The sequence below is a fragment of the Evtepia sp. genome (genome assembly GCF_034090835.1).
GTDB lineage: Bacteria > Bacillota > Clostridia > Oscillospirales > Oscillospiraceae > Evtepia.
Map to the genome: position 1 here is coordinate 59596 of NZ_JAXDRS010000013.1, position 24262 is coordinate 83857.

Annotated in this window: 23 protein-coding genes and 1 tRNA gene; 5 read left to right on the forward strand and 19 right to left on the reverse strand. The window is 54.2% G+C overall.

From position 1 onward, the window contains the following. Positions 1-152: 152 nt before the first annotated feature. Complete coding sequence (locus SOR61_RS02420) at positions 153-542, forward strand: metal-dependent transcriptional regulator (RefSeq protein ID WP_320611101.1); 390 nt, start codon at positions 153-155, stop codon at positions 540-542. A 75-nt stretch (positions 543-617) separates the two neighbouring features. Here SOR61_RS02420 and SOR61_RS02425 read toward each other — a convergent pair whose 3' ends face one another. The 4 genes from SOR61_RS02425 to vanR form a co-directional block, all read right to left on the reverse strand. Beyond that, the gene (locus SOR61_RS02425; RefSeq protein WP_320611102.1) at positions 618-3134 is read right to left on the reverse strand and encodes a heavy metal translocating P-type ATPase; all 2517 of its coding nucleotides are present in this window, start codon (positions 3132-3134) and stop codon (positions 618-620) included. Between the two features lie 11 nt (positions 3135-3145). Continuing rightward, positions 3146-3448 (reverse strand): metal-sensing transcriptional repressor, encoded by a 303-nt coding sequence (locus SOR61_RS02430; RefSeq protein WP_320611103.1) that lies wholly within the window; start codon positions 3446-3448, stop codon positions 3146-3148. Positions 3449-3583: 135 nt separating this feature from the next. Continuing rightward, complete coding sequence (vanS, locus tag SOR61_RS02435; RefSeq protein WP_320611104.1) at positions 3584-4609, reverse strand: vancomycin resistance histidine kinase VanS; 1026 nt, start codon at positions 4607-4609, stop codon at positions 3584-3586. 88 nt (positions 4610-4697) lie between these two features. Further along, entirely contained in the window at positions 4698-5387 is a 690-nt protein-coding gene (vanR, locus tag SOR61_RS02440) for a VanR-ABDEGLN family response regulator transcription factor (protein WP_320611105.1), read from the reverse strand. Positions 5388-5620: 233 nt separating this feature from the next. Here vanR and SOR61_RS02445 point away from each other — a divergent pair. Then, positions 5621-5711, forward strand: a tRNA-Ser gene (locus tag SOR61_RS02445). Between the two features lie 93 nt (positions 5712-5804). On the opposite strand, the gene SOR61_RS02450 is transcribed toward SOR61_RS02445, so the two are convergent. From SOR61_RS02450 to SOR61_RS02480, 7 genes are all read right to left on the reverse strand, one after another. Continuing rightward, entirely contained in the window at positions 5805-6230 is a 426-nt protein-coding gene (locus SOR61_RS02450) for a DUF2871 domain-containing protein (protein ID WP_320611106.1), read from the reverse strand. Between the two features lie 36 nt (positions 6231-6266). Beyond that, the gene (locus tag SOR61_RS02455) at positions 6267-6692 is read right to left on the reverse strand and encodes a hypothetical protein (RefSeq protein ID WP_320611107.1); all 426 of its coding nucleotides are present in this window, start codon (positions 6690-6692) and stop codon (positions 6267-6269) included. Positions 6693-6762: 70 nt separating this feature from the next. Next, on the reverse strand, positions 6763-7506 hold the full coding sequence (locus SOR61_RS02460; protein WP_320611126.1) for a TetR/AcrR family transcriptional regulator: 744 nt from the start codon (positions 7504-7506) through the stop codon (positions 6763-6765). Between the two features lie 8 nt (positions 7507-7514). Further along, positions 7515-7886 carry a hypothetical protein gene (locus SOR61_RS02465; RefSeq protein WP_320611108.1) on the reverse strand — a complete coding sequence of 124 codons (372 nt, stop codon included), beginning with the start codon at positions 7884-7886 and terminating at the stop codon, positions 7515-7517. Between the two features lie 168 nt (positions 7887-8054). Beyond that, complete coding sequence (locus SOR61_RS02470; RefSeq protein WP_320611109.1) at positions 8055-9422, reverse strand: FAD-dependent oxidoreductase; 1368 nt, start codon at positions 9420-9422, stop codon at positions 8055-8057. Next, a complete protein-coding gene (nifJ, locus tag SOR61_RS02475; protein WP_320611110.1) occupies positions 9419-12946 on the reverse strand; it encodes a pyruvate:ferredoxin (flavodoxin) oxidoreductase in 3528 nt (1175 codons plus the stop codon). The genes SOR61_RS02470 and nifJ overlap by 4 nt, the downstream gene beginning before the upstream one ends. Next, positions 12943-14181 (reverse strand): 4Fe-4S binding protein, encoded by a 1239-nt coding sequence (locus SOR61_RS02480; RefSeq protein WP_320611111.1) that lies wholly within the window; start codon positions 14179-14181, stop codon positions 12943-12945. Before SOR61_RS02480 ends, nifJ begins: the two co-directional genes overlap by 4 nt. A gap of 300 nt (positions 14182-14481) precedes the next feature. Here SOR61_RS02480 and SOR61_RS02485 point away from each other — a divergent pair, with 300 nt between their 5' ends. Together SOR61_RS02485 and dcd are read left to right on the forward strand one after the other, a co-directional pair. After that, positions 14482-14817: a DUF3870 domain-containing protein gene (locus tag SOR61_RS02485; protein ID WP_320611112.1), complete on the forward strand. Its 336-nt coding sequence runs from the start codon at positions 14482-14484 to the stop codon at positions 14815-14817. Positions 14818-14868: 51 nt separating this feature from the next. Further along, a complete protein-coding gene (gene dcd / locus SOR61_RS02490) occupies positions 14869-15393 on the forward strand; it encodes a dCTP deaminase (RefSeq protein WP_320611113.1) in 525 nt (174 codons plus the stop codon). 48 nt (positions 15394-15441) lie between these two features. On the opposite strand, the gene SOR61_RS02495 is transcribed toward dcd, so the two are convergent. Next, positions 15442-15828, reverse strand: a complete 387-nt coding sequence (locus SOR61_RS02495; RefSeq protein WP_320611114.1) for an HAD hydrolase-like protein — start codon at positions 15826-15828, stop codon at positions 15442-15444. Next, positions 15816-16064, reverse strand: a complete 249-nt coding sequence (locus SOR61_RS02500; RefSeq protein WP_320611115.1) for a hypothetical protein — start codon at positions 16062-16064, stop codon at positions 15816-15818. The genes SOR61_RS02495 and SOR61_RS02500 overlap by 13 nt, the downstream gene beginning before the upstream one ends. Positions 16065-16199: 135 nt before the next feature. Between SOR61_RS02500 and SOR61_RS02505 the strand changes: the two genes are divergently transcribed. Then, positions 16200-16859, forward strand: coding sequence for a thiamine diphosphokinase (locus tag SOR61_RS02505; RefSeq protein WP_320611116.1), 660 nt, complete (start codon positions 16200-16202; stop codon positions 16857-16859). A 13-nt stretch (positions 16860-16872) separates the two neighbouring features. Here the strand turns inward: SOR61_RS02505 and SOR61_RS02510 are convergent, their stop codons facing one another. From SOR61_RS02510 to SOR61_RS02535, 6 genes are all read right to left on the reverse strand, one after another. Next, positions 16873-17691 (reverse strand): hypothetical protein, encoded by an 819-nt coding sequence (locus tag SOR61_RS02510; RefSeq protein WP_320611117.1) that lies wholly within the window; start codon positions 17689-17691, stop codon positions 16873-16875. 136 nt (positions 17692-17827) lie between these two features. Continuing rightward, positions 17828-19522 (reverse strand): glutamine--tRNA ligase/YqeY domain fusion protein, encoded by a 1695-nt coding sequence (locus SOR61_RS02515; RefSeq protein WP_320611118.1) that lies wholly within the window; start codon positions 19520-19522, stop codon positions 17828-17830. Positions 19523-19616: 94 nt separating this feature from the next. Beyond that, a complete protein-coding gene (locus SOR61_RS02520) occupies positions 19617-21209 on the reverse strand; it encodes an FAD-dependent protein (RefSeq protein WP_320611119.1) in 1593 nt (530 codons plus the stop codon). A gap of 132 nt (positions 21210-21341) precedes the next feature. After that, positions 21342-21905 carry a prolyl-tRNA synthetase associated domain-containing protein gene (locus SOR61_RS02525; RefSeq protein WP_320611120.1) on the reverse strand — a complete coding sequence of 188 codons (564 nt, stop codon included), beginning with the start codon at positions 21903-21905 and terminating at the stop codon, positions 21342-21344. Between the two features lie 87 nt (positions 21906-21992). Beyond that, entirely contained in the window at positions 21993-23138 is a 1146-nt protein-coding gene (locus SOR61_RS02530) for an acyl-CoA dehydrogenase (protein ID WP_320611121.1), read from the reverse strand. An 83-nt stretch (positions 23139-23221) separates the two neighbouring features. After that, positions 23222-24241: an electron transfer flavoprotein subunit alpha/FixB family protein gene (locus SOR61_RS02535; protein ID WP_320611122.1), complete on the reverse strand. Its 1020-nt coding sequence runs from the start codon at positions 24239-24241 to the stop codon at positions 23222-23224. Between the last annotated feature and the right edge of the window lie 21 nt (positions 24242-24262).

The window sequence follows — 24262 nt, forward strand, 5'->3', positions numbered from 1 at the left end:
TACCTTCCGCTTTAAGCCGGGCCGGGCGCGCACATTTCTCTCTTCCAAAAAGGATCTGAGCACCCTTTCTCCCCTGCCCTCCCTCTTGAAAATACCCTCTAAGTATGTTATGGTATCCTTAATAGTTTAAAATGAAATGGGACGAGACATTTATGCATTTACAAGAATCCGGGGAAATGTATCTGGAGACCATCTATATCCTGTCCAAGCAGGGAAAGGCTGTGCGCTCCATCGATGTCAGCGAATACATGGGATACTCCAAACCCAGCGTCAGTCGGGCCATTGGTCTGCTGAAGACCGGTGGGTATGTCACCATGGAAAAAGACGGTCATCTCCACCTAACCGATGCAGGTCAAAAAGTCGCAGAGAACATCTACGAGAAGCATACCCTCCTCACCAAGTTTCTGGTCCACCTTGGCGTCGATGAAAAAACCGCAGCAGAAGACGCCTGCAAAATGGAGCATGTCATCAGCGACACCTCCTTTTCCGCCATCAAAAAGCACGCCGGCTGGAAAGAGTTCTCCAATCCTGACGCAGAGTAAGCCCCCTTTCAGCAACAAGCCCCCCTCAAAGGACCCAACACGGGTTCTTTGAGGGGGGCTTTCTTTCCTTGACTTTTATTCGACGGAAAGAACCGGATAGTCCTGGGCTTCTACCGTCTCCTTCAAAACCTGCGCAGGAACATCTTTGTTCAGATGGACCACGGCAGTCCCCGCCTCGTGGCTCACATCCGCTGCCGAAACTTCTTCCAGCGCTTCCAGCGCCTTCTTCACTCGAGCTTCACAGTGCGCACACATCATACCTTCGATCTTCATGGTCTTTTCCATTGTCATATCCTCCTTGTTATGATTCTTTTCCAACGGTTGTTTTTCTTCCTGCGCCGGGCTGTTCCAACGGAACAGGTTCAGGCGCAGAGCATTGGTCACGACGCAAAAACTGGATAAACTCATGGCTGCTGCGGCAAACATGGGGTTCAGCGTCACGCCCAGGGGGATGAGCACGCCGGCCGCCAGAGGAATTCCAATCGTGTTATACAGAAACGCCCAGAACAGGTTTTGGTGAATATTCCGCAAGACGGAGCGGCTCAAACGAATGGCTCCAGGAACATCTCCCAGTCGACTTTTCATCAAAACCACATCTGCTGCATCCATCGCCACATCGGTTCCGGCCCCAATGGCCAGTCCAATATCTGCCCGGGTCAGCGCAGGGGCGTCGTTGATCCCGTCCCCTACCATAGCGACCTTCCCCTGGGCTTTCAGCGAACGCACCGCCGCCTCCTTGCCATCCGGCAGGACACCGGCAATCACTTCGTTCACCCCGGCCTGATCGCCGATGGCTTTGGCCGTTCTCTCATTGTCACCCGTTACCATCACCACGCGAATGCCCATGCTGCGCAGGGTCTCAATGGCCATGGGGCTATCCTCTTTCAGTGTATCTGCCACTGCGATGATCCCAAGGAAACGGTCACCCAGCGCAAAGAAAAGGGGGGTCTTTCCTGACTCGGCGAGGGTTTGCGCCGCTTTCCTGCTCTCTTCCGGGATCGTGACCCGGGTACCAAGGAAGGCTTCGTTGCCCCCTGCCGCATTTTCTCCCTTCCAATGTCCTGTTAACCCGTTCCCGGGCAACGCCTGAAATTCGGTGACCTCATCCCACACCCGGTTTTCCTTCCGGCCCTTCTCCAGGATCGCTTTGGCCAGAGGATGCTCACTTTTTTCTTCCAGTGAACAAGCCAGCGTGAGCAGTTCTTCCGGTGTTACGCCGGGCGCGGGAAGGATCTCCGTAACGGTGGGCTCACCGGTGGTGATGGTCCCCGTCTTATCCAGGGCAACCACTTGCACCTTTCCTGTCTCCTCCAGCGCTTCTGCGTGCTTGAAGAGGATCCCATGCTTGGCGCCTACGCCGCTCCCCACCATAATAGCAACCGGGGTAGCCAGCCCCAGAGCACAAGGGCAGGAAATGACCAGCACAGAAATCCCCCGGGCAAGCGCAAAACCAATCCCGTATCCCAAAAGGGTCCAGACCAACGTAGTCACCACCGCAATGGCGATCACCACCGGTACAAAGACCCCGGACACCCGGTCCGCCACTTTGGCAATGGGCGCTTTGGTGGCAGCCGCATCGCTGACCATCTGAATGATCTGGGCCAAGGTCGTGTCCTCTCCCACCCGCGTTGCCTGACAACGAAGGAAGCCGGACTGGTTCAGGGTCGCTGCGGATACCGGGTCCCCGGCTTCCTTGTCCGCTGGGATGCTCTCCCCTGTGAGGGCCGATTCATTGACTGCGCTGATCCCCTCCAGAACCACCCCATCCACCGGGATGGTCTCTCCCGGGCGAACCAGGAAGCAGTCCCCTTTGACCACTTGTTCCACAGGGATTGACAGGGTTTTCCCCTGGCGCTCAACCACAGCGGTTTTCGGGGCCAGATCCATCAGGCTTTTCAATGCATCCGTGGTCTTCCCTTTGGCCTGGGCTTCCAGCATCTTCCCCACGGTGATCAGAGTAAGGATCATGGCTGCCGACTCAAAATACAGGTCCATCCCATATGCCTCTGCCGCCGCCCAGTCTCCCAGTTTCATGGCCCCTGCCATAGCAAAGAGCACGTACACACTGTAAACAAACGCCGCACCGGCGCCCAGGGCCACCAGTGCATCCATATTGGGTGCCCTGTGCCACAGGCTTTTTCCGCCGCTGATAAAAAGCCGCTGGTTGATCACCATGATCACCACAGTGAGCAGCAGCTGAACCAGCCCCACCGCCATGGGGTTTCCGTGAAGGAACCCAGGAAGGGGCCAGCCAAGCATCATATGCCCCATGGAAACATACATCAGGGCTGCCAGAAACACCAGAGAACTCACCAGGCGATGCCGCAGGAAAATCTCTTCCTCCTCTCCCGGTGTTCCTCTGGGGGCAGTCGTTCCAGAAGCTGTTCCGCCCCGCTCCCGGGTCGCTGCGCCGTATCCGGCCTGCTCCACAGCCCGGATGATCTCTTCCTGAGAAGCGCTGCCCTCTACCCCCATAGAATGGGTCAGGAGATTGACAGAGCAGGCCGTCACACCCGGAAGCTGCGAGACCGCTTTTTCGACCCGTGCGCTGCATGCTGCGCAGCTCATTCCAGTTACCGTATATTGTTCCATGAGAGCCCCCCTTACTTCATTAGTTTTTGCAACGTTGCCACCAGTTCATCGATCACTTCGTCCTTGCCTTCCCGGATATCTGTTGCCACACAGGTACGGATATGGTCGGCCAGCAAATGGCGGTTGAATGCGTTCATTGCTGCGGTGACTGCGGCAGACTGGATCAGGATATCCGTACAATAGGCATCCTTCTCCACCATGCCGCGAATCCCCCGGATTTGTCCCTCGATTCTGCTGAGACGGTTGAGCAGGCGCTTCCGTTCTTCCATGGACCGCTCTTTGGTTTTATGACAGCAACATGCCTGATGCTCCATGAAGTTCACCTCCAAATACCCCGGTAGGGTATTTATATAATATACCCCCCAAGGGTATTTGTCAAGAAAATTCTACCCCCTGTTTTCTCTGTCAGAAGAACAGAGAAAACAGGGGGTAGATAACGATTGAAAGGTTTACTTTTCTTTTGTCACAGGGAGTGTGACCGTAAACAGGATCTCCTCATTCTGGCTCACAGCAGAAATGCTCCCTCCGTGCAGCTCCACGATCTCCTTGGCAATGGCAAGGCCCAGGCCCGCTCCGCCGGAACGACTGGACCGTGAGGAATCCAGCCGGAAAAACTGCTCAAAGATCCGGTCCAGCTTTTCCTTGGGGATCGTATGTCCCCGGTTGGCCACTGTGACCATCACCTGGCCTTCCTTCTCCTCCAAGGTAAGACGGACGGTCGTACCCAAATAACTGTAGTTCACTGCGTTGCGGATCAGGTTGTCAAAGACACGTTCCAATTTATCCGGATCACAGGAGAGCATGACCCCCGGCTGGAGGCGCAGATCCCAGGTCAGATTGCGCTCGCTGAGAACAGGCTGAAACTCAAAGGTGACCTGCTCCAGCATCCGGGTCAAATTCACCTCTTCCATATCCAACGAAAGCTGCGTCAGGTTAAACCGTGTGATCTCAAAAAACTCATTGATCAAAGCCTCCAGACGTTCCGCTTTATCCAGTGCAATGCCTGTGTACTGGGCCCGAACTTCCGGCGATATATTGGGCTCATCCCGCAGAAGGGTAAGGTACCCAATGACGCTGGTCAAGGGGGTTTTTAGATCGTGGGCCAGGTAAACGATCATATCGTTTTTCCGCTGCTCCGCCTCCCGTGCGTACATGGCGTTCCGGAGCGCCCCTTCCCGCACCACGTTCAATTCATCCTGAACGCTCTCCATGGCCGCCGACAAACGAATCGGGTTCTCATCCGGGTTGGCCAGCTGCTCGGCCGCCGCAATCACCTCGTCCAAATAGTCCAGAGGCTTGGAGATATACCAGTAGGTCTGAACAAATACCCCCACCAGGATCAAGCCGCCTCCCCAAAACATCACGGTATCCTGCATGGCCTTCAGAAAACGATACAGGGGATCATAGGCCTGCCAGATGAACAGCCGGCACACCAGCCACCCCACAAAAAACAGGAGGGCAAACCCCGCGATCATTCCCAACACACTTAAAATATACTGCGCCAGAATCTGACGGGAGATCTGACTATGCCTCCGCCGGACAGGCGGATGATATTTCTTCCCCTTATTCAATGGTATATCCCACTCCCCAAACAGTCTTGATGAATTTTGGTTTCCGGCTGGGTTCTCTCATCTTTTCCCGCAGGCGGGCAATGTGCGCCATCACGGTATTGTTGCTGTCCATGTATTTTTCTTTCCACACCGCCTCAAACAGTTCCTCAGAAGAAACCACTTTTCCCCGGTGTTCACATAAATACCATAGAATATTGAACTCTATCGGTGTCAGGGTCAACTCTTCCCCATTCAGTGTGCACTGATGGCTGTCCTGACAAATAAAAAGGCCGCGGAAGTCGTGCTCATTTCTCACCTTGGTGTCAGGTGCGTTGTATCGTGTGTACCGCCGAAGCTGGGTCTTGACCCGTGCAACCAGTTCCAGGGGACTGAAGGGCTTGGTAATATAATCGTCCGCCCCCAAAGTCAGGCCCATGATCTTGTCCATATCCTCTACCTTCGCACTTACCATCAGAATCGGAAAGAAATACTGCTCCCGTATTTTTTGGCACAAGGTAAAGCCGTTGATGTCCGGCAGCATAACATCCAGGATCGCCAGGCTCAGTCGCTCTTTGGACAGGATCTCCAGGGCCTCCGCTCCACTATATGCTTTTAACACGGGATATCCTTCGTTCTTCAAGTAGACTTCTATCAGATCGGCAATTTCCCGCTCATCATCCACAACAAGAATTTTGTGTTCCATGGTCCTCACGCTTTCCTATGAAATCGTTTCAATATAGTATAGTCATATTATCATAGATTTCTTAAATTGTCGTTTCAAAAGTCCTACAATTACGCCTTAAAATCTTAAATTTTCCTTACAGTTCTGCCCCGTCCTTTTCCATCCGTCGCCTCCTTCCCAGGGAATCGGAAATTGTTGTTGACGGTCCATTCTCCTTATTGTATAATAATCGGGAACGCTATGCTGCGAGACAAGGAGACGTATCGAAGTGGTCATAACGAGAACGACTCGAAATCGTTTGGCGGTTTACCCCGTCCGTGGGTTCGAATCCCACCGTCTCCGCCAAAGCCCCCAGAGGTCAATCCCTCTGGGGGCTTTCTTTCAATAGAAAAGTCTGCCTGTAAACCACTGGTTTTTCAGGCAGACTTTTTTCCATGGTTATGCTTGTTTGGACAGGCTCCTGCTTTTTCTAAGCGCCATAAACAGCAGTACGATAGCAATGGTCATAATGATATGGGCAATGCCCGCAATACCCGATATGGCAGAGGTGGCTCCTCTGGAGAGCTCGATCCCAAGCACCTGAGGGATCCCCCTTACAAAAAGCATAAGGACCATGAATGGAAGCCCAATATTATACAGCCGTAAAAACCATGCAAAGTTCTTTTGCGTTTCCACATCCGTCAGCTGGCTGAACATTGCAAGGATCAAAAAGAGAAAGGTCCCCAGCACAAAAAGGTGCAGGTGGGTGAACGCCAGAGTCGTTTTTCCCGTAAACCCATTAAACTTTGTAAATTCACGGTAGAATACGCCGCAGGCAATGGCGGCGATCCCATAAAGAAATGCGATGTTGATATATTTTTTCATGATTTGACACCCCTATCTAAAAATCCAATCACAACTTTACACTGCGTTGGCGTTCCGCCTGATCTGCTGGATAAAGCGAAGCCCGAAGAGGATCCCTGCCAAAAGCAGAGAGGCACCTAACCCGGAATAGAATACGGCGATAAATCGATCCGGCGCTAACCCTGATACCCGGAGCCAGATCCCCCCTGTCATCATCACCGCCATGATCAGGAAGGATTTGAGATCAAAGAACTGAATGAACCATTGCCGTTCTTCATACGCAAGGATCCGTCCGGTATGCTTTTTCACCAGTCGCCCAAAGACAAAACGTTGGAATACCGCAAAGACAAGAACCGATAGGATCAGGTTGAGGACTGTAACATATCCATCATATGCTTCCACTCCAATGCGGACAATGTTGGCCCCTGCAATGGTCCAGACCAGGCAGGCAAGCAGCAGAAGATATTGTTTTTGTACTTTCATCGTCTTATCACCTCACATTCTGAACACCGTTCATTTTTATGGTTAGAAGCAGCCTGCTGAAAGCAGGCTGTTACGGCCTATAAAGTACCTCCCGGATGATTGCGCTCAAAAGATCGCAGGTAGCCTCTTCCCGGCTCAAAAGAGAAATCAGGTTGGAAAACACAAACTCGACAAATGCTTTCTGGGTGCAGGCTCCAGAGAAGAACGCATGGTTCACCCGCTCATCGGCCTGAAGGGAGGACAACAGGTCAGTTTGGATGGAGTCGAAACACTGAAACATGATTTCACGCCCCTTATCCCTTCCGCTTTGCCCAACTCCCATTGAATGGATGCCAAAAAAGAAAGGATATTTTTCCCCGCCGCTTTTTATTCCGTAAAATAGCTTTTCCACTTCTTCCAAAAAACCAATAGAAGGGGTACGGTCTTCAATCCCCTGTATGATCTCCCTCCATATGGCATCGATCGTCGCAATGACCAGGTCATTCTTCGAGGGGAAATAATTGTAAACAGAGCCAACTGCCACGCCGCACTGTTTGGCGACGCTGCGCATGTTAATGGCGTGCAGCCCTTGCTGCGCTACCATGTTTTTACTGACGGAAAGGATCTCCTCTTTGGATGTGACTGCTTTGTTCATCCCTTTTCCTCCAAACTGAACATAGTTCACTATATCATCGCTCAGACGTTCTGTCAATAGAATGGCACCATGGACTGTGCCATCAGACAGCCCCTCCCCCATTCGTGCACAGTCCGGATCTCCCTTCATAGAACAAGAAAAACCGCTTGCCCCCTCTTCAGGAAAAGCAAGCAGTTTCATCTGCACGGTTATGGTTCCTCGTCCTTTTCGTTCTCCTTCGTCTCCGGGAGGAATCGTTCCTGCATCTCGGAGGCAGGTCTCTTTTCCTGTACGGATGCCTGACTCTTCTCCCTTTCTTTGCGCTCCCGTCTCTTCGACATCACATGGATCACCGCTGCGATCAAAAAGAGGATCCAGAAGTGACCGCCGTACAAATATCGTGTACCGGTCTCCGGCGCAAAAATATAGACCAGCCGATCCCAGAAGACACTGAGCAACAAGGTGAGCCACAGCAGGAAAAGTGAACCGAACCAGTTCTTTTTCCTCAAAAATCGCTCTTGAAGAACCAAAACGACGGCCCATACCACGATCCATGGGATCTGCGTTACAAATCTTTCCATACCCCTTCTCCCTCCTCATACTTGATAGCATGGATTATATCATACTTCCTCTTTCTTCTCAAGCGCTCTGCCTGACCCACACCCCGCCCCCGTCAATACATAGAGGCAGGGGTGAAGCGCAGATTGCGCCTCACCCCTGCCTGGTTAAGGAAGGAATGTGATAATCGCTTACTTCCCAGAGAGATACTCGTCAATGCTGACGGCTGCACGCTTGCCGGCTCCCATGGCCAGAACCACGGTAGCAGGACCAGTCACAGCATCGCCGCCGGCAAACACGCCGGGACGGCTGGTCTTGCAGCCGTCGTCAGTAGCGATACCGCCCCACTTATCCTTGTCGATGCCGGTGGTGGAACCAACCACATCTTCACTGTAAGTGGTACCGGTTGCAATGACCAGATTGTCACAATCCAGATCAAAGAACTCACCGGTGCCAACAGGACGGCGGCGGCCGGATTCATCGGGTTCACCCAGCGCCATCTTTTCGCACTTCACGCCCACCAGAACGCCATCCTTGCCATAGCACTCCACAGGGTTGGTCAGCTCCATGATGGCAATGTTCTCTTCCTGGGTGTGATGGATCTCTTCCCGGCGAGCAGGTGCTTCCTCCAGGGTACGACGGTAAACTATGGTGGTCTCTGCACCCAGACGGCGTGCGCAGCGAACGGCGTCCACTGCCACGTTACCGCCGCCTACCACCACAACGCTCTTGGCGTTCTTGATGGAGGCAGGCATAGTCTCGCTGTTCAGGTTGATCTCGGTCAGATAATCGTTGGCAGCCCAAACGCCTTCCAGGCTGGTGTCCAGTCCTCTGGGAGTCTGGGGAACGGCTGCGCCGTTGCCTACGAACACTGCGTCATAGCCAGCGGAAAACAGGTCATCCACCGTCTTGCTCTTGTCGATGGGGCTGCTGGTCACGATCTCCACGCCACGTGCCTTCAGCTCAGCCACTTCCCGCTCCACAACCGTGTTGGGCAGAACGAACTGAGGAATGCCGTAGGTCAGGATACCACCTGCGTAGCTCAGCTTCTCAAAGATGGTAACGTCATAGCCCAGCGCAGCCAGGTCGCCAGCGCAGGCGATACCGGCAGGGCCGGAACCGATAACGGCAACCTTCTTCCCCTTCTTCTCTACGGGAGCAGCGGTCACTTCGCTGTGAGCAGCATGCCAGTCGGCAACGAACCGCTCCAGACGGCCGATGCCAACAGCCTCGCCGCGGACAGCCTGTGCGCAGTTCTTCTCGCACTGGTTTTCCTGGGGGCAGACACGGCCACAGACAGCAGGCAGGCAGCTCTTGCTGTTGATGATCTCATAAGCGCCTTCAAAGTCGCCTTCGGACACACGCTCAATAAATTCAGGGATCCGCTGTCCAATGGGACATCCCGCAGTGCAGGGCTTTTTGCGGCACTTCAGGCAGCGCATTGCCTCACGGATGGCGTCTGCCGGGGTATAGCCCAGCGCAACTTCATCAAAGTTGCTGCAGCGGACGGAAATGTCCTGCTGGGGCATGGGGTTTCTTTCTCTTACATTGTTGATCATTTCGCCTGTCCCTCCTTAGGTTCCAGACTATCACGTCTGTTGATCAGGCCGGTGTATCTGCCCAGAGCAGCCTCCTGGGATTCCTCAAAGAGTGCTTCTGCCCGTTCAGGATTCTTCAGAGCCAGAGATGCATAACGAACTTCGCCCTTCAGGAAGCCCTTATAGTCTTCGTTGGGCTTAGCGCTGTCGATCTGCAGGGGGTTCTTGCCCTCTGCTGCCAGACGGGGATCGAACCGCAGCAGGTTCCAATAACCAGAGCGAACAGCTTTCTTCATCTCGACCATGGAGCGGTTCATACCAGCCTTAATACCATGGTTAATACAGGGAGCGTAAGCGATGATCAGGGAAGGTCCGTCGTAGCTTTCCGCTTCAACCAGTGCCTTCAGGGTCTGAGCGGGGTTAGCGCCCATGGCCACCTGAGCCACATAGACATGACCATAGGTCATAGCGATCTGTGCCAGATCCTTCTTGCCGGTGGGCTTACCGCCTGCTGCGAACTGTGCCACAGCGCCGGTGGGCGTTGCCTTGGAGGACTGGCCGCCGGTGTTGGAGTAGACCTCGGTGTCGAAGACCAGGATGTTGAAGTTCTCGCGGGAAGCGATGATGTGGTCCAGGCCACCGTAGCCGATGTCGTAAGCCCAGCCGTCGCCGCCGAAGAGCCACATAGAAGGACGGGGCAGCATATCAGCATTCTCGATCACATAGGCTGCGTCCTTGTTCTCAGGATAGACCTTGCACAGCTCTACCAGAGCTTCGCCCAGGCCGGCAGCCTCGCTGGTGTTCATCTTCTTCAGCCAGGCCCCTGCCGTGCCGGCAAAGGCACGATCAGCAGCCAGACGCTCCACGACAGCCTTCATCTCATTGCGGCGGGTCCGCAGGCTGACGGCCATACCATAACCGAACTCTGCGTTATCTTCGAAGAGGGAGTTGGCCCAGGCGGGACCGCGGCCCTTCTCGTCCACCACATAAGGCATGCTGGGTACGCTGGCGCCCCAGATGGAGGAGCAGCCGGTGGCGTTGGCGATGACAGCGTGATCGCCGAAGAGCTGGCTGACCATCTTTGCGTAAGGCGTCTCGCCGCAGCCCGGGCAAGCGCCGGAGTACTCCAGATAAGGACGCAGGAACTGAGAGGTCTTGACGCTCTTGTTGCTGCCCTTCTGGACCCCTGCCTTCTTGGCAAACTCGAAAGCTTCCTGTTCCTTTTCCATACGGCCGCTGGCAAGTTCCATGGACAGAGCCTTGTTGTGAGCGGGGCACATTTCCACGCAGGAACCGCAGCCGGTGCAGTCATAGGCAGAAACGGTGATGACAAACTTCTTGCCCGGGGCAGTCTTGCAGTCTGCGGTGGCCACACCGATCTTCTCGGCGTCTTCGGGGTTCAGGATCGCAGGACGGATGACTGCGTGGGGACAGACCGCAGAGCACCAGTTGCACTGGGTGCAGTTCTCTGCATGCCACACAGGGATATCCACGGCGATGCCGCGCTTCTCGAAGGCGGAAGTACCAGAGGGCACCTTGCCGGTGGTATAATCCATGAAGGCAGACACAGGCAGGGCGTCGCCTTCCAGGTTGTTGGTGGGAATGAGGATGTTGCGGACATAGTCCTCCTGCTGCTTGTTCACAGCGTTGAGCTTCAGCTCGGCCTTGGCCTCATCCTTGGCGTCAGCCCAGCTTGCAGGCACGGTGACTTCCTTGGCAGCAGTCTGGCCGGCCATAACGGCGGCCACGTTCATGTCCACGATGTTCTGGCCCTTGGCGCCATAGTCGTTGATGATACCCTGCTTCATATACTCAATGGCATCCTCTGCGGGGATCAGGTCAGCCAGCTTGAAGTAAGCAGACTGGATAATGGTATTGATTCTGCCCTTCAGACCGATCTTACGGGCGATGTTCACAGCGTCGCAGGTATAGAACTTGATGTTCTTTCTCGCGATCTCACGCTTGATGTTGGCAGGCAGGCGGGCTTCCAGCTCTTCCCCTTCCCAATCGCAGTTGAGCATGAAGATGCCGCCGGGCTTGATATCCCGGACCATGTCATACTTGCCGATATATGCGGGGTTGCCGCAGACCACGCAGTCTGCTGCGCCCACGTAGTAGGAAGAACGGATGGGCTTGTCACCAAAGCGCAGGTGGCTGATGGTCAGACCGCCGGACTTTTTGGAGTCATACTGGAAGTACGCCTGGACATATTTGTCGGTGTGGTCGCCGATGATCTTACTGGTGTTTTTGGATGCACCGACCAGACCGTCGGAGCCGATGCCCCAGAACTTAACGGAAGCCTGGGTGGGATCGTGGGGCATGTCCATATGGCACTTCTCGATGGACAGGTGGGTCACGTCGTCCACGATGCTGACGGTAAAGTGGTTGTGACCACCCTTGGCCAGGTGCATGAAGACGGAGTACATGTCGTCGGGAGTGGTGTCCTTGGAGGACAGGCCGTAACGGCCTCCGATGACCTTGATGTTGGTGCGGCCGGCGTCGTTGAGGACAGCGGTCACGTCCAGGTACAGAGGCTCGCCGAATGCGCCGGGCTCCTTGGTGCGGTCCAGCACAGCGATCCGCTGCACGGTATCGGGCAGCTCAGACAGGAAGTGCTTGGCGGAGAAGGGACGATACAGGTGCACCTCAATGATACCCACCTTCTTGCCCTGGGCGGTCATCACGTCCACCACTTCTTCCAGGGTGCCGCAGACAGAACCCATGGCCACGATCACGTCGGTGGCGTCGGGTGCGCCGTAGTAATTGAAGGGCTTGTAGTTGGTACCGATCTTGGCGTTGACCTTGTTCATGTTCTCCACGACAACGTCGACGATGTTGTTATATGCGGTGTTGGAAGCCTCTCTGTGCTGGAAGAAGGTTTCAGGGGGCTCGTTGCTGCCGCGGTGATAGGGGTGGTGCGGGGTGTTGGCCTCTGCGCGGAACTTGGCAACGGCGTCCCAATCCAGCATGTCTCTCAGGTCTTCATACTCCCAGGTGCGCAGCTTCTGGATCTCGTGGCTGGTGCGGAAGCCATCGAAGAAGTTCATGAAGGGCATGCTTGCCTGGATAGCGGACAGGTGGGAGACAGGAGACAGGTCCATGACCTCCTGGGGGGTACCGGAGGCCAGCATGGCCACGCCGGTCGCACGGCAGGCCATCACGTCGGAGTGGTCGCCGAAGATGGACAGGGCATGGCTGGTGAGGGTACGTGCTGCCACATGGAAGACACCGGGCAGGCCCTCGCCGGCGACCTTGTACAGGTTGGGGATCATCAGGAGCAGGCCCTGAGATGCGGTAAAGGTAGTGGTCAGAGCGCCGGTAGACAGGGAGCCGTGGACAGTGCCTGCAGCGCCTGCCTCGGATTCCATCTCGACGATGTTCACTTCATGACCAAACAGGTTCTTACGGTTCTGGTTAGCCCATTCGTCCACATGCTCCGCCATAGGGGAAGACGGGGTGATGGGATAGATGGCAGCTACTTCTGTAAAGGCGTATGCCACATGAGCGGCTGCCGCGTTGGCGTCCATACTCTTAAAAGGTCTCATTTCGACATGCCTCCCTTCTGTGCTGCCATAGCGCGCACCTGAACATACGTGTACTCCGGCATGGTCCGGCTGGCGATAACGCCGTTGGGACATACGTAGGAGCAGATGTTGCAGTCCTCGCAGCGCTCCGGCTCGATCACTGCACGGCCGTTTTCCAGATGAATGAGTTCATCAGGACAGTTGGCAGCGCAGTCGCCGCAGCCAATGCAGCTGACCCAGCAGAGCTGCTTACGGACTTCAGGATCGTCCTTGGAGGCACAGGGCACCAGCTTAGCGCCCTTGTAAGGCACGATAATGGGCAGCTCCTGGGGACATACGTGAACGCAGGCAGTACAACCCACGCACTTGTCGGGATTGACCTTTGCGGTCCCCTGGAAGATGTCGATGGCGTCAAAGCGGCAGGCCTTGGCGCAGTCACCGAAACCGGCGCAGCCATAGTTGCAGTGATAAGGCAGGTCCATCTTCACAGCCTCGCGGCAGGAAGTGGCGCCGGCCTTGGAATAGACATCATGGTTATGCCAGCCGCCGCGGCAGCGAATGAATGCCGTGGTGGGCTTGAGCTTGGTCAGATCATGGTAGGTATCCACAATGATCTTCTTGCGGCAGGCCACGGTACAGGCAGCGCAGCCCACGCACTTTTCATAGTCGATCTGGGCACAGTTGTCCACGATGGAGATGGCTTCCTCGGGACATGCCTCTTCACAGTCGCCGCAGCCGATGCAGCTGTAGCCGCACAGGCGCAGTGCTCTTTCCTCCTCGTCCTTGTTGGAGCAGGGAACGAAGTTGGAAGCGTCGTCAGGAACCATGTGGATAAGGTTCTGCACGCAGGCATTGGCGCAGGCGCCGCAGCCGTTGCACTTTTCCTTGTCGATCTGAACGTTTCCGTCCACAATGGTCATGGCCTGGAACGTACAGGCCGCCACGCAGGATCCAGCACCTACGCAGCCGTACTGACATTCATCAGCGGCAAATCCGCCTTTGACTGCCTCTTCACAGCTGGCATAGAATTTCAGTCGGGGCTTTCCCGCTGCACAGCCGGAACATTTGATGAACGCGGTCTCATGCTTGGCAGGAAGAAGTTCTCCACCCGTTAAAGCTACGATAGCGGCAATATCTTCTTCCTTACAGGCAGGACACAGGTTGGCAGGACTGCCCTCCGCAATGGCTTGCGCACATTTGTCACAAGTGGCAAATCCACAACCGCCGCGGCCAGTGCAATCCCCACCCGGAAGCAACTTCCGGATCTCCTTTACAAGATTACTTGACTGCATACGTATATCACACCCTTCTATTGCTTTGCAATGCTTGGCTAAATTCACTATCATTATGCCCCCCCTAAAATGAAATGTCAACATTTTAAATAAAAATACTTTTTAATTTTCTGAAAAAACCTAAGATTTTTTTGTGGTTTTTGTATAAATCATCCTACACAATTTGTTAGCTTTTCACGAGAATAAAAAATAAGGAATGATTGACAAGCATTCTCCCCTGTGGTAGAGTAAATTGCAATCCTTATCTCTTGCTGGAGGTCCATTATGCAGAAAGTGTTCCTGTCCGGTTATGCCAAGCTCCCGGAAAACACCACCGCACAAAAACTCTACAACCATCTGGTCCTGGTCGTCACCGCAGAAATGCCTTCCGGCACGATTGTAGACGCCGACTGTACCATGGCCACCGACTTGGCAAAAGACTTTATTCGAGAACTGCTGACCGGATACGATCTGCGCAAAGGACCTGACCCGCTGATCGATCTGCTCAGCCGCAGCTATTATGGTCACCTCCGAAAAGCGCTTCAAACCTGCATCAAAGGGATCTGCACCCAGTATGCCGAAATTCTTCGCAACGCAGCCCCTTCAGACGCTGCCCGTTAACTCTAATCCTTACTGACCGATTGCTTGAACTGTGCGCAAGGAGGCGTTCCTATGCTCTTGTCCGGAGAGGAAATCAAAAAAAATCTCGGAAAAAACATCATCATCGAACCCTATCGGGAATCCCAGCTCAATCCCAACAGCTACAACCTTCGCTTGTCCAATGAACTGCTGGTCTATGACTGCGATACACTGGACATGAAAGCCAACAATCCGGTCAAACATCTGATCATTCCGGAATCCGGACTTTTGCTGGAAGCAAACAAGCTCTACCTGGGGCGTACATTAGAATATACCAAAACCGATCAGTTCGTTCCCATGCTGGAGGGCCGTTCCTCTGTGGGGCGATTGGGGCTCTTCATTCACGTTACCGCCGGATTCGGTGACGTGGGCTTTTCCGGTTACTGGACGCTGGAGATGTTCTGCATCCATCCTATCGTTATTTATCCCAATGTCGAGATCTGCCAGATCTACTACCATACCATTCAAGGTGACTACACCAAGTACGACTCCGGGAAATATCAAAACAATACAGGTGTCCAGCCCAGTATGCTCTATAAGGATTTCCTGAAAGAATAATCTTCATACGTTTCAAAGGACCTGCCCCCAAAGGCAGGTCCTTTTCTTCTATCCTTGCTTCTTCTCTGCGGCTTTTTCATAGAATCCCGGAAAATCCGTTAAGTCAGGCAGATAGAGGTGGCTCACCTTTCGCAGGGCCTGCTGGTCGCTGTAGGCATCTGCCACACCTGCCACCCAATATCCCGCCCGGTATGCTGTTTCCGCTGCATGGACTGCATCCTCAAAGACCCAGGTCTCCCTTGTCCGGGTCCCCATCTGATCCCTGGCATAGTCAAAAATATCCGGGTGGCGTTTGTCCACCTTCAGCTCCCCGCAGGTATACACCCCATCAAAGAGCGGGAGGAGCTCCGTCCGGCGCAATCCCTCCAGGATCACCGCCCGGTCCGTAGCTGTTGCCAAAGTGAGCTTGACGCCCTTGTCTTTCAACTGGTGCAAAAAAGACAGGACCCCTGATTGATTCCCGCTTCGATCTGCTGATAAGAATGGGGCAGTTCATACCGGCCTTTCAAATACACCGCACATTCTGCCAGACTCATGGGAAATAGGATCTTCCGCAGCCCTGGTTCCGCTTCGATTCCCAGGCCCGCCAGATAGCGTTGCCCTACGGTATCCCACATACCCATGGAATCCAATAACGTCCCGTCTGCGTCAAAAATCGCACCTTGTATCATATCTAACCACCGTCTCCTTTGCTTTTTCTCTGAAACTCGCACCTCTCCTGTAGCCAAAACGCCAAAAACATGGTACCATTTCACCAGAGTACCATTTACGGTTTGCCATACCCGTTTCTGGAAGGAGAGTCCTATATGTCTGACCGTTCCTGTTTTGTATTTGGCGCCGGGCCATTCTTCGGCCTTCCAAAAGCGCCTTCACCCCAAGATTATATCATTGCCGCAGATGGCGGCTATGAACATTGTCTGGCCGCAGGGCTCCGGCCTCATCTTCTTTTGGGTGACTTTGATTCCATCCCCGCCCTCCCCTCTCAGGAAAGCATCCAGCAGTTTCCAGTGGAAAAGGACGATACGGACACCATGCTCGCCTTAAAGACAGGGCTCTCCATGGGATTCCGTACTTTTCATATTTACGGAGGAACAGGAGGACGCATGGATCACACCATCGCCAACCTTCAGGCCTTAGGCTTTCTGGCCCACCAAAATGCCCAGGGCTTTCTGTATGACGAGGGCTTCGTCTTTACTGCCCTGCGCAACGGAAGCCTTCGCCTCCCGCCCCGAAGACAAGGGATCTTTTCTCTCTTCTGTCTGGGGCCTGATGCCCATGGGGTCTCCATCCAGGGGGCACAATACCCACTGCAGCAAGGGACCCTCTCCTCTACCTTTCCTCTCGGCGTAAGCAACCATTTCCTTGGTGAACCTGTAGAGATCCGGGTGGAAGATGGTTGTCTTCTTGTGGGATGGGAGCTGGCAGAAGCACCTGACACTGTAAAAAAATCCCCGTCAGAACTCTGACGGGGATTTTTTATTACATCAGTTTCGAGGTGAAATAGACAGCAAGGATAAACAACCAAGCTGCTGTGATCCAAATCCCATAATAGGCAACCGCTGCGCCCAAAGCCAGGGGCGCCAGCAGCAGAACCGCTACCACCACCGCTGTCAAGTAGTAAGCCAAGTACGCTGCTCCCTCCTGGAGAATCGCAACGTCCCGGCCCTTGACCGACAGCACCCCGTCTTTTTTTCTCAGAAGCAGTGCAAAGACCACCCCCGCTGCTGCTACCACCAGGGTGAGCGCCAGGTATCCATAATACATCGCAGTACCGGCTGCAACACGGAATACCCAAAGACCCAGGATCCCCATACCACCGACCAGCACACATGCAAAGAACTCTTTTTGATACAGGAAAAAGACGATCACCAGCACAGCCAGCCCAGGAACGGCAGACAGAATCATCGGTGCAACGGGTGCACCCAGGCTTCTCATCAGGAAACCTCCGACCCCGACGCAGAGGAATGCCGCCGCTACAATAAACTGCAGCGTACCACCTTTCCGTCCCTCCGCCTTTTTGCGGATCTGGATCCCCCAGCCTAAGAAGACGGCAAACAGGATGACCCCACCCGCCAGGAAAAAGCCGAGGGCCTGATGGATGGCAAAGTAGACGCCGTTTACCATCTCGTTGGCACGAGCGTGGAGATAGAACCGGTTGATCAACAGCATGATGACTTCAACGATCGCAGCCCCTGCGACCCACAGAAGCATCTTATTAAAAATACGATCTTCTTCCTGCTCTCTCAGACGAACTTCCAGCCGTTTATTTTTTTCGAACTTTGTTTCGTTTTTTTTCATATGGTGAAAACACTCCTACTCTTAGGACTGTGCATATCCCCTTGGAATACACATACGCTATCCTAACTATTATAGCAGAGTTCTCGGGCTTTCGCAAGGAAAAGGCGGTTTTTTTCTCACCGCCAATTCCTTTCTCTTACTTTTTCTTAAAGCCGTCTTTCAAAGAAACACTGCGGTTAAAAACCAGGTGTCCAGGCGAAGCGTCCCGATGGTCCAGGCAGAAGTAGCCCTGCCGCATAAACTGATAAGCCTGTGCAGTTTTTCCCTGCTCCGGCATGGGGATCTCAGCCAGGCTCTTCTCGACTTTGCAGCCTGTCAAAACCTGTAAGCTGTCCGGATTCAGGCAATCCAGAAAATCCTTGTCCGGGCCGTCGGGGGCAGCGTCGGAGAAGAGATAATCGTACAGGCGGATCTCAGCGTCCACAGCGGTAGCTGCGTCCACCCAGTGGATGGTGGCCCCCTTCACCTTCCGGCCGTCGGCGGGGTTTCCGCCCTTGGACTCGGGGTCATACTCGCACAGCACTTCCACCACCTGTCCGCTCTCATCCTTCACACAGCCAGTGCAGCGAATGAGATAGGCACCCTTCAGACGGCATTCCTGCCCGCCGGGTGTCAGGCGTTTATACTTGGGAACAGGCTCCTCCATAAAATCGTCTGCTTCCACGTAGAGATGGCGGGAGAAAGTGATCTTCCGAGTCCCGGCTTCCGGGTCCAGAGGATTGTTCTCCACCTCGATCTCTTCCTGCTGATCCTCCGGATAATTCGTGATGGTAAGGCGGACAGGACGGAGCACACCCATAACACGCTGGGCCGTCTCGTTCAGGTCATCCCGCAGACAGGACTCCAGGAAGGCCCAGTCCACGGTGGAATCCACCTTGGACACGCCAATGCGCTCGCAGAAGTCCCGAATGGCTTCGGGGGTGTAGCCCCGGCGGCGCAGACCGCACAGAGTAGGCATTCTGGGGTCATCCCAGCCGGAGACACGGCCTTCCTCCACCAGCAGGCGGAGCTTCCGTTTGGACATCACGGTATAGTTGATCCCCAGCCGGGCAAACTCGATCTGCCGGGGCTTGCTGGGCAGGTCACAGTTGTCCACCACCCAGTCGTACAAGGGCCGGTGGTTTTCATACTCCAGGGAGCACAGGGAGTGGGTGATCCCCTCCAGGGCATCCTGAATGGGGTGCGCAAAGTCATACATGGGGAAAATACACCACTTAGTCCCCTGACGGTGGTGCTCAATATAACGGATCCGATACAGGACAGGGTCTCGCATATTGAAGTTGCCAGAAGCCAAATCGATCTTTGCACGAAGGGTGTACCGGCCTTCCGGGAACTCTCCGTTCTTCATGCGTTCAAAGAGATCCAGATTCTCCTCTACAGGACGATCTCTCCAGGGGCTCTTGGCAGGGGTGGTGGTATCACCCCGGAACTCCCGGAACTGGTCCGGTGTCAACTCACAGACATAGGCCAGTCCCTTCTTGATCAAAGAAACAGCCAGCTCATAGGTCTTTTCAAAATAGTCAGACCCATAATAGAATCGATCGTCCCAGTCAAAGCCAAGCCAGTGGATATCTTCCTGAATGGCATCGACGTATTCTGTATCCTCCTTAGCCGGATTGGTATCATCCATACGAAGATTACACAGACCGCCATACTTTTCTGCCGTACCAAAATCAATCGTCAGCGCTTTGCAGTGTCCAATATGAAGATAGCCATTGGGTTCGGGCGGAAACCGGGTATGGACCCTTTTCCCTTCGCAGCGTCCCCCAGGCTGCAGTTCTTCCTCAATGATCGCATGAATAAAATTGGTGCTCATGGTTTCTTCCGCCATGGTATTCACTCCTCGCCATACTTTTCTTGGTCGTAATACAGTATTATACACTGATTGCCTCAAACATTGCAACCATAAACTCCATGTCCTTCCATTACTTTTCCGGACCCACAGCCACGGCTTCCGCCACGCGGATGCCATCCACCGCCGCAGAGACGATGCCGCCAGCATATCCAGCCCCTTCTCCACAGGGATAAACTCCACGAATGTTAGACTGGAAAGCTTGATCCCGCAGCAAACGAACAGGGGAAGAGGAACGCGTCTCGATCCCCACCATAAGTGCATCCGGGGCGGCAAAACCACGAATCTTTCGGTCAAAGGCAGGAAGGGCCTGTATCAGGCTGTCAGAGACAAAGCCCGGCAGGGTATCCCGCAGGTCCCCAAAGCATACATCCGGCCGATAGGTGCTTCGATTGCTCAATCCGGCAGGACTGGGCACCCCACGCAGAAAATCACCCACACGCTGAGCAGGTGCCTCATACCCCGGGCGACCATACTGATAGGCACGTTGTTCCCAAAACTCCTGGAAGACAACCCCAGCCAGAGGATCTTCACTTCCAAAGTCGCCAGGCCCCACGCTTACCAAAAAACCACCATTGATATATGCTCCATCTCTTGCCCGGTTGCTCATGCCATTGGTCACCAACCCTCCCGGCTGAGAGGCCGCTGCCACAATCTGGCCACCTGGACAGACACAAAAGGTATAGACCGCTCTTCCATTGGGCAAATGGGCCACCAACTTATAATCCGCCGGCGGCAGTTGTTCCCAGGCCGGTCCAAACTGAGACATGCTGATCCTTTCCTGCAGATGCTCGATCCGGACCCCCACCGCAAAGGGTTTTTGCTCCATCTGGAGCCCCACTCGCCGGAGCATACGAAACGTATCTCTGGCAGAATGCCCCAGCGCCAAAACCACTGCCTGGCACGGCATGATATAACTTCCCTTCCCGTCCGAAACACGCAGGGCAGAAACAGAATCTTTCTCCACCAACACCTCATCTAAACGGTGCCCAAATCGAACCTCTCCTCCCAAACGAAGGATTTCCTTGCGAAGATTGACCACCACTTCACGCAAAAGATCTGTTCCCACGTGTGGCTTGTGCTGCCACAAAATATCCGAGGGGGCACCCATTTGAACAAATGTGTCCATAACATGGGATAGTCTGGGATCATGGGTCCCTGTGGTGAGCTTTCCATCCGAAAAAGTTCCGGCGCCCCCTTCCCCAAACTGTACATTGGACTCAGGGTCCAAGTCACCGCCGCTCCAAAAGGCCTCCACATCCTTGACTCGTTGTTCTACAGGTTGACCTCGCTCCAAAACCACCGGGCACAGCCCAGCTTTCGCCAGACAAAGCGCAGCAAAAAGCCCCGCAGGACCACTGCCAACCACCACGGGAGGATCAGAAAAAAAACTTTCAGGAGCCGGAAAGACATAGGGTGTATGCTCAGGGCGCATGGTGATATCTTTTCGTTTTAAGCGTCCTACAAGGGACTCCTCATGGGGAACCGACACATCCACTGTAAAGACATAATGTACATCCGACTTCTTTCTTGCGTCAATGGACTGACGAACGGGAATGCATCGATGGATCTTCCCCGGAGAAATGTTCAAGGCTTTTGCCGCTTTCTTTTTCAGGTCAGAAACATCACCGCCAGGCGGCAAAATTAAGTTCCGAATACGTATCATGACAGCTGTTCTTCTCCGTTACACAGAATTCGTGAAAATCCGCTTCTTTATATCCGATATTGTACCACAAGCAGAAATTCTCTTCCATAGAATTTTTGCTAAGAAAAACCCATACCAAAGTATGGGTTTTTCTTAGCCTTCCCGGATGTCAGGCAGATCCACAACGATCGGCTCACGATTGAGGTGGGGCAGAAAGATGGACAGCAGATCTGTCGTTGCAATGGAAAGGGTACTGGTATTCTTACAGGGATGACACCCAAAACGTTCGCACTGAAGAACAGGGGCATCCAGCAGGAGCGTCACCTGGTGTTCCCGGTCATTCATCAGAGAGAGAATGGTAGCAGAACCAGGCTCAACCCCTAAGTAGCACTCCATATCCTCAGGAGGGGCAAAAGAAAGACGGGAAGATTCAATCTGTTTGGACAGATCCTTTGTACGAAAAGGCTTCTCTCCTTCCATAATCAAAAGGTAAAACTTCGTCTTCTGACGATTGCACAAGACAAGGTTTTTATGGATCGGTGCTTGTAAGTACCCCTCGATCTCCAAACAGTCCTCTATGGTATCTGCATGGTCATGGTCGATGCGTCCATAATCGATCCCTAACTGATCCAACAGATCATAACAGGCAATCTCCACAGCCGAACGACCTGTTGCGTCGGCTGGCCTGCCCTTATATAAGGTTGTATCAATATGCATAGTTCTCACCTTACTCGAAAAAAAAGGCCCAGCGGAAATACCGCTGAGCCTTCTTTCCATTTGTCTTTAGACGATGTCCAAGATGAATTACTTCAGCATCCAGCTGGAAACAACCATCTTCTGAACTTCGGTGGTACCCTCGTAGATCTCGGTGATCTTAGCGTCACGCATCATTCTCTCGAAGGGATACTCACGGGTGTAGCCGCAGCCGCCAACCAGCTGAACAACACGACGGGTAACGTCGGAAGCAACCTCAGCTGCGAACATCTTACCCATAGCAGCCAGGTGGCTGTAGGGCTCGTGGTTCTGCTTAGCCATTGCGGAACGATAGATCAGCAGACGAGCTGCGTCGACCTTGGTCTGCATATCAGCCAGCTCGAACTGGGTGTTCTGGAATGCGGACAGAGGCTTGCCGAACTGCTTACGGTTCTTGACGTAGGGGATGCACTCGTCGATAGCACCCTGAGCAATACCCAGAGCCTGAGCAGCAACGCCGATACGGCCGCCGTCCAGCAGCATCATAGCGATCTTGAAGCCTTCGCCTTCCTTACCCAGCAGGTTCTCTGCGGGGACTTCGCAGTCATCAAAGACCAGCTCATAGGTAGCGGAAGCACGGATGCCCATCTTCTTCTCCTTGGTGCCGAAGCTGAAGCCCTTGAAGCCCTTCTCCACGATGAAGGCGGACAGGCCCTTGTGACCAACGCTCAGGTCGGGGTTGGTACGAGCGAAGATAACATAGGTGTCAGCATAGTAGCCGTTGGTGATGAAGATCTTGGTGCCGTTCAGGATGTACTTGTCACCCTTCAGGACAGCAGTGGTCTTAACGCCGTTAGCGTCGGTACCAGCGCTGGGCTCGGTCAGGCCCATAGCACCCAGCTTCTCGCCCTGTGCCAGGGGAACCAGATACTTCTGCTTCTGCTCCTCGGTACCGAACTCCAGGATGGGCCAGGAGCACAGAGAACCGTGAACGGAGAACATAATGGAAGTGGAAGCGCAGTACTTAGCCAGCTCTTCGCAGCAGGCAATGTAGGTCAGATAGGACAGGCCAGCGCCGCCATATTCCTCAGGAATATAGGTGCCCAGCATACCCATCTCAGCCAGCTTCTCTCTAGCGTTCTGAGTAAACTCTTCCTTCTCATCCAGGTCGTGAGCCAGGGGCTTAACTTCCTTGATGCAGAAATCGTGAAGCATATCAACGATTTCCTGTTCCATTTCGTTCAGCTTGAAATCCATAGTTGTTCCTTTCCTTCCCCATGGTACGCTGTGCGATCACGCACAGCGTACTGGGGATATATTAAATTTTTTTATTAACTTAATTAGTCCTTGTCAGCCAGGATCAGCTTGGTCAGCACGGGGCAGACATCATACAGGTTGCCGATAACGCCCAGGTCAGCGACGCCGAAGATGGGAGCCTCGGGATCCTTGTTGATAGCGACGATGAAGTCGGAGGAGCCCATGCCAGCCAGGTGCTGGATAGCACCGGAGATGCCGCAAGCGACATACAGCTTGGGGCCAACGGTCTTACCGGTCTGGCCAACCTGGTGGGAGTGGGGAATCCAGCCAGCGTCAACAGCTGCACGGGAGGAACCCACTACGCCGCCCAGAGCGTCAGCCAGAGGCTTGATGGTGGTCTCGAAGCCCTCGGGGCCGCCCAGACCACGGCCGCCGGAGACGATGATCTCAGCGCCTTCCAGGTCGACCTTCTCGCCTTCCTCAGCGATGGTCTCGATCAGCTTGATGCGGATCTGCTCTGCGGGGAACACGAAATCAACCTTCTCCACCTCAGCGGTACGGTTGTAGTCGGGCTCCAGCTTCTTGTTCACGCCAGGACGGCAGGTGCCGATCTGGGGGAAGGTGAAGGGGCACAGAATGGTAGCCATCAGGTTACCACCGAAAGCGGGACGGGTCCAAGCAACCTTACCGGAAGCTTCGTCGATGTCCAGAGAGGTGCAGTCTGCGGTTAGACCGGTCTTCAGACGGCCAGCAACACGGGGACCGAGGTCACGGCCCAGAGGAGAAGCGCCCATCAGAATGGTGGTGGGGCAGTCGTTCTCGACGCAGTGCACGATAGCAGCGGTGTAAGCGTCGGTGCTGTAGTGATCATAAACTTCGTTGTCCACGACCAGAACCTTGTCAGCGCCGTAAGCGATAGCTTCCTTAACAGCCTCATCGCAGTTGTAGCCAACAACCAGAGCAACGGTCTTACCGCCCTGGATAGCAGCCAGACGACGGCCGGGGTTCAGCAGCTCCAGGCCAACGTTTCTTGCCTTGCCGTTCTTGGTCTCAATAAAGACCCACAGGTCCTTAGTCTTTGCTTCGTAGCTAGTCTGTAACATTGTTCTTCGTCCTCCCCTCTA

Coding starts and splice junctions, on each gene's coding strand:
- SOR61_RS02515 (WP_320611118.1), bottom strand. CDS start 19,522: ATGGCGGAAGAAACCATGAGCACCAATTTTATTCATGCGATCATTGAG.
- SOR61_RS02520 (WP_320611119.1), bottom strand. CDS start 21,209: ATGATACGTATTCGGAACTTAATTTTGCCGCCTGGCGGTGATGTTTCT.
- SOR61_RS02460 (WP_320611126.1), bottom strand. CDS start 7,506: ATGAAACTGCTTGCTTTTCCTGAAGAGGGGGCAAGCGGTTTTTCTTGT.
- vanS (WP_320611104.1), bottom strand. CDS start 4,609: ATGATCGCGGGGTTTGCCCTCCTGTTTTTTGTGGGGTGGCTGGTGTGC.
- SOR61_RS02500 (WP_320611115.1), bottom strand. CDS start 16,064: ATGATACAAGGTGCGATTTTTGACGCAGACGGGACGTTATTGGATTCC.
- SOR61_RS02455 (WP_320611107.1), bottom strand. CDS start 6,692: ATGAAAGTACAAAAACAATATCTTCTGCTGCTTGCCTGCCTGGTCTGG.
- SOR61_RS02505 (WP_320611116.1), top strand. CDS start 16,200: ATGTCTGACCGTTCCTGTTTTGTATTTGGCGCCGGGCCATTCTTCGGC.
- SOR61_RS02485 (WP_320611112.1), top strand. CDS start 14,482: ATGCAGAAAGTGTTCCTGTCCGGTTATGCCAAGCTCCCGGAAAACACC.
- SOR61_RS02420 (WP_320611101.1), top strand. CDS start 153: ATGCATTTACAAGAATCCGGGGAAATGTATCTGGAGACCATCTATATC.
- SOR61_RS02470 (WP_320611109.1), bottom strand. CDS start 9,422: ATGATCAACAATGTAAGAGAAAGAAACCCCATGCCCCAGCAGGACATT.
- SOR61_RS02450 (WP_320611106.1), bottom strand. CDS start 6,230: ATGAAAAAATATATCAACATCGCATTTCTTTATGGGATCGCCGCCATT.
- SOR61_RS02430 (WP_320611103.1), bottom strand. CDS start 3,448: ATGGAGCATCAGGCATGTTGCTGTCATAAAACCAAAGAGCGGTCCATG.
- SOR61_RS02530 (WP_320611121.1), bottom strand. CDS start 23,138: ATGGATTTCAAGCTGAACGAAATGGAACAGGAAATCGTTGATATGCTT.
- dcd (WP_320611113.1), top strand. CDS start 14,869: ATGCTCTTGTCCGGAGAGGAAATCAAAAAAAATCTCGGAAAAAACATC.
- SOR61_RS02535 (WP_320611122.1), bottom strand. CDS start 24,241: ATGTTACAGACTAGCTACGAAGCAAAGACTAAGGACCTGTGGGTCTTT.
- SOR61_RS02525 (WP_320611120.1), bottom strand. CDS start 21,905: ATGCATATTGATACAACCTTATATAAGGGCAGGCCAGCCGACGCAACA.
- vanR (WP_320611105.1), bottom strand. CDS start 5,387: ATGGAACACAAAATTCTTGTTGTGGATGATGAGCGGGAAATTGCCGAT.
- SOR61_RS02510 (WP_320611117.1), bottom strand. CDS start 17,691: ATGAAAAAAAACGAAACAAAGTTCGAAAAAAATAAACGGCTGGAAGTT.
- SOR61_RS02465 (WP_320611108.1), bottom strand. CDS start 7,886: ATGGAAAGATTTGTAACGCAGATCCCATGGATCGTGGTATGGGCCGTC.
- SOR61_RS02425 (WP_320611102.1), bottom strand. CDS start 3,134: ATGGAACAATATACGGTAACTGGAATGAGCTGCGCAGCATGCAGCGCA.
- nifJ (WP_320611110.1), bottom strand. CDS start 12,946: ATGAGACCTTTTAAGAGTATGGACGCCAACGCGGCAGCCGCTCATGTG.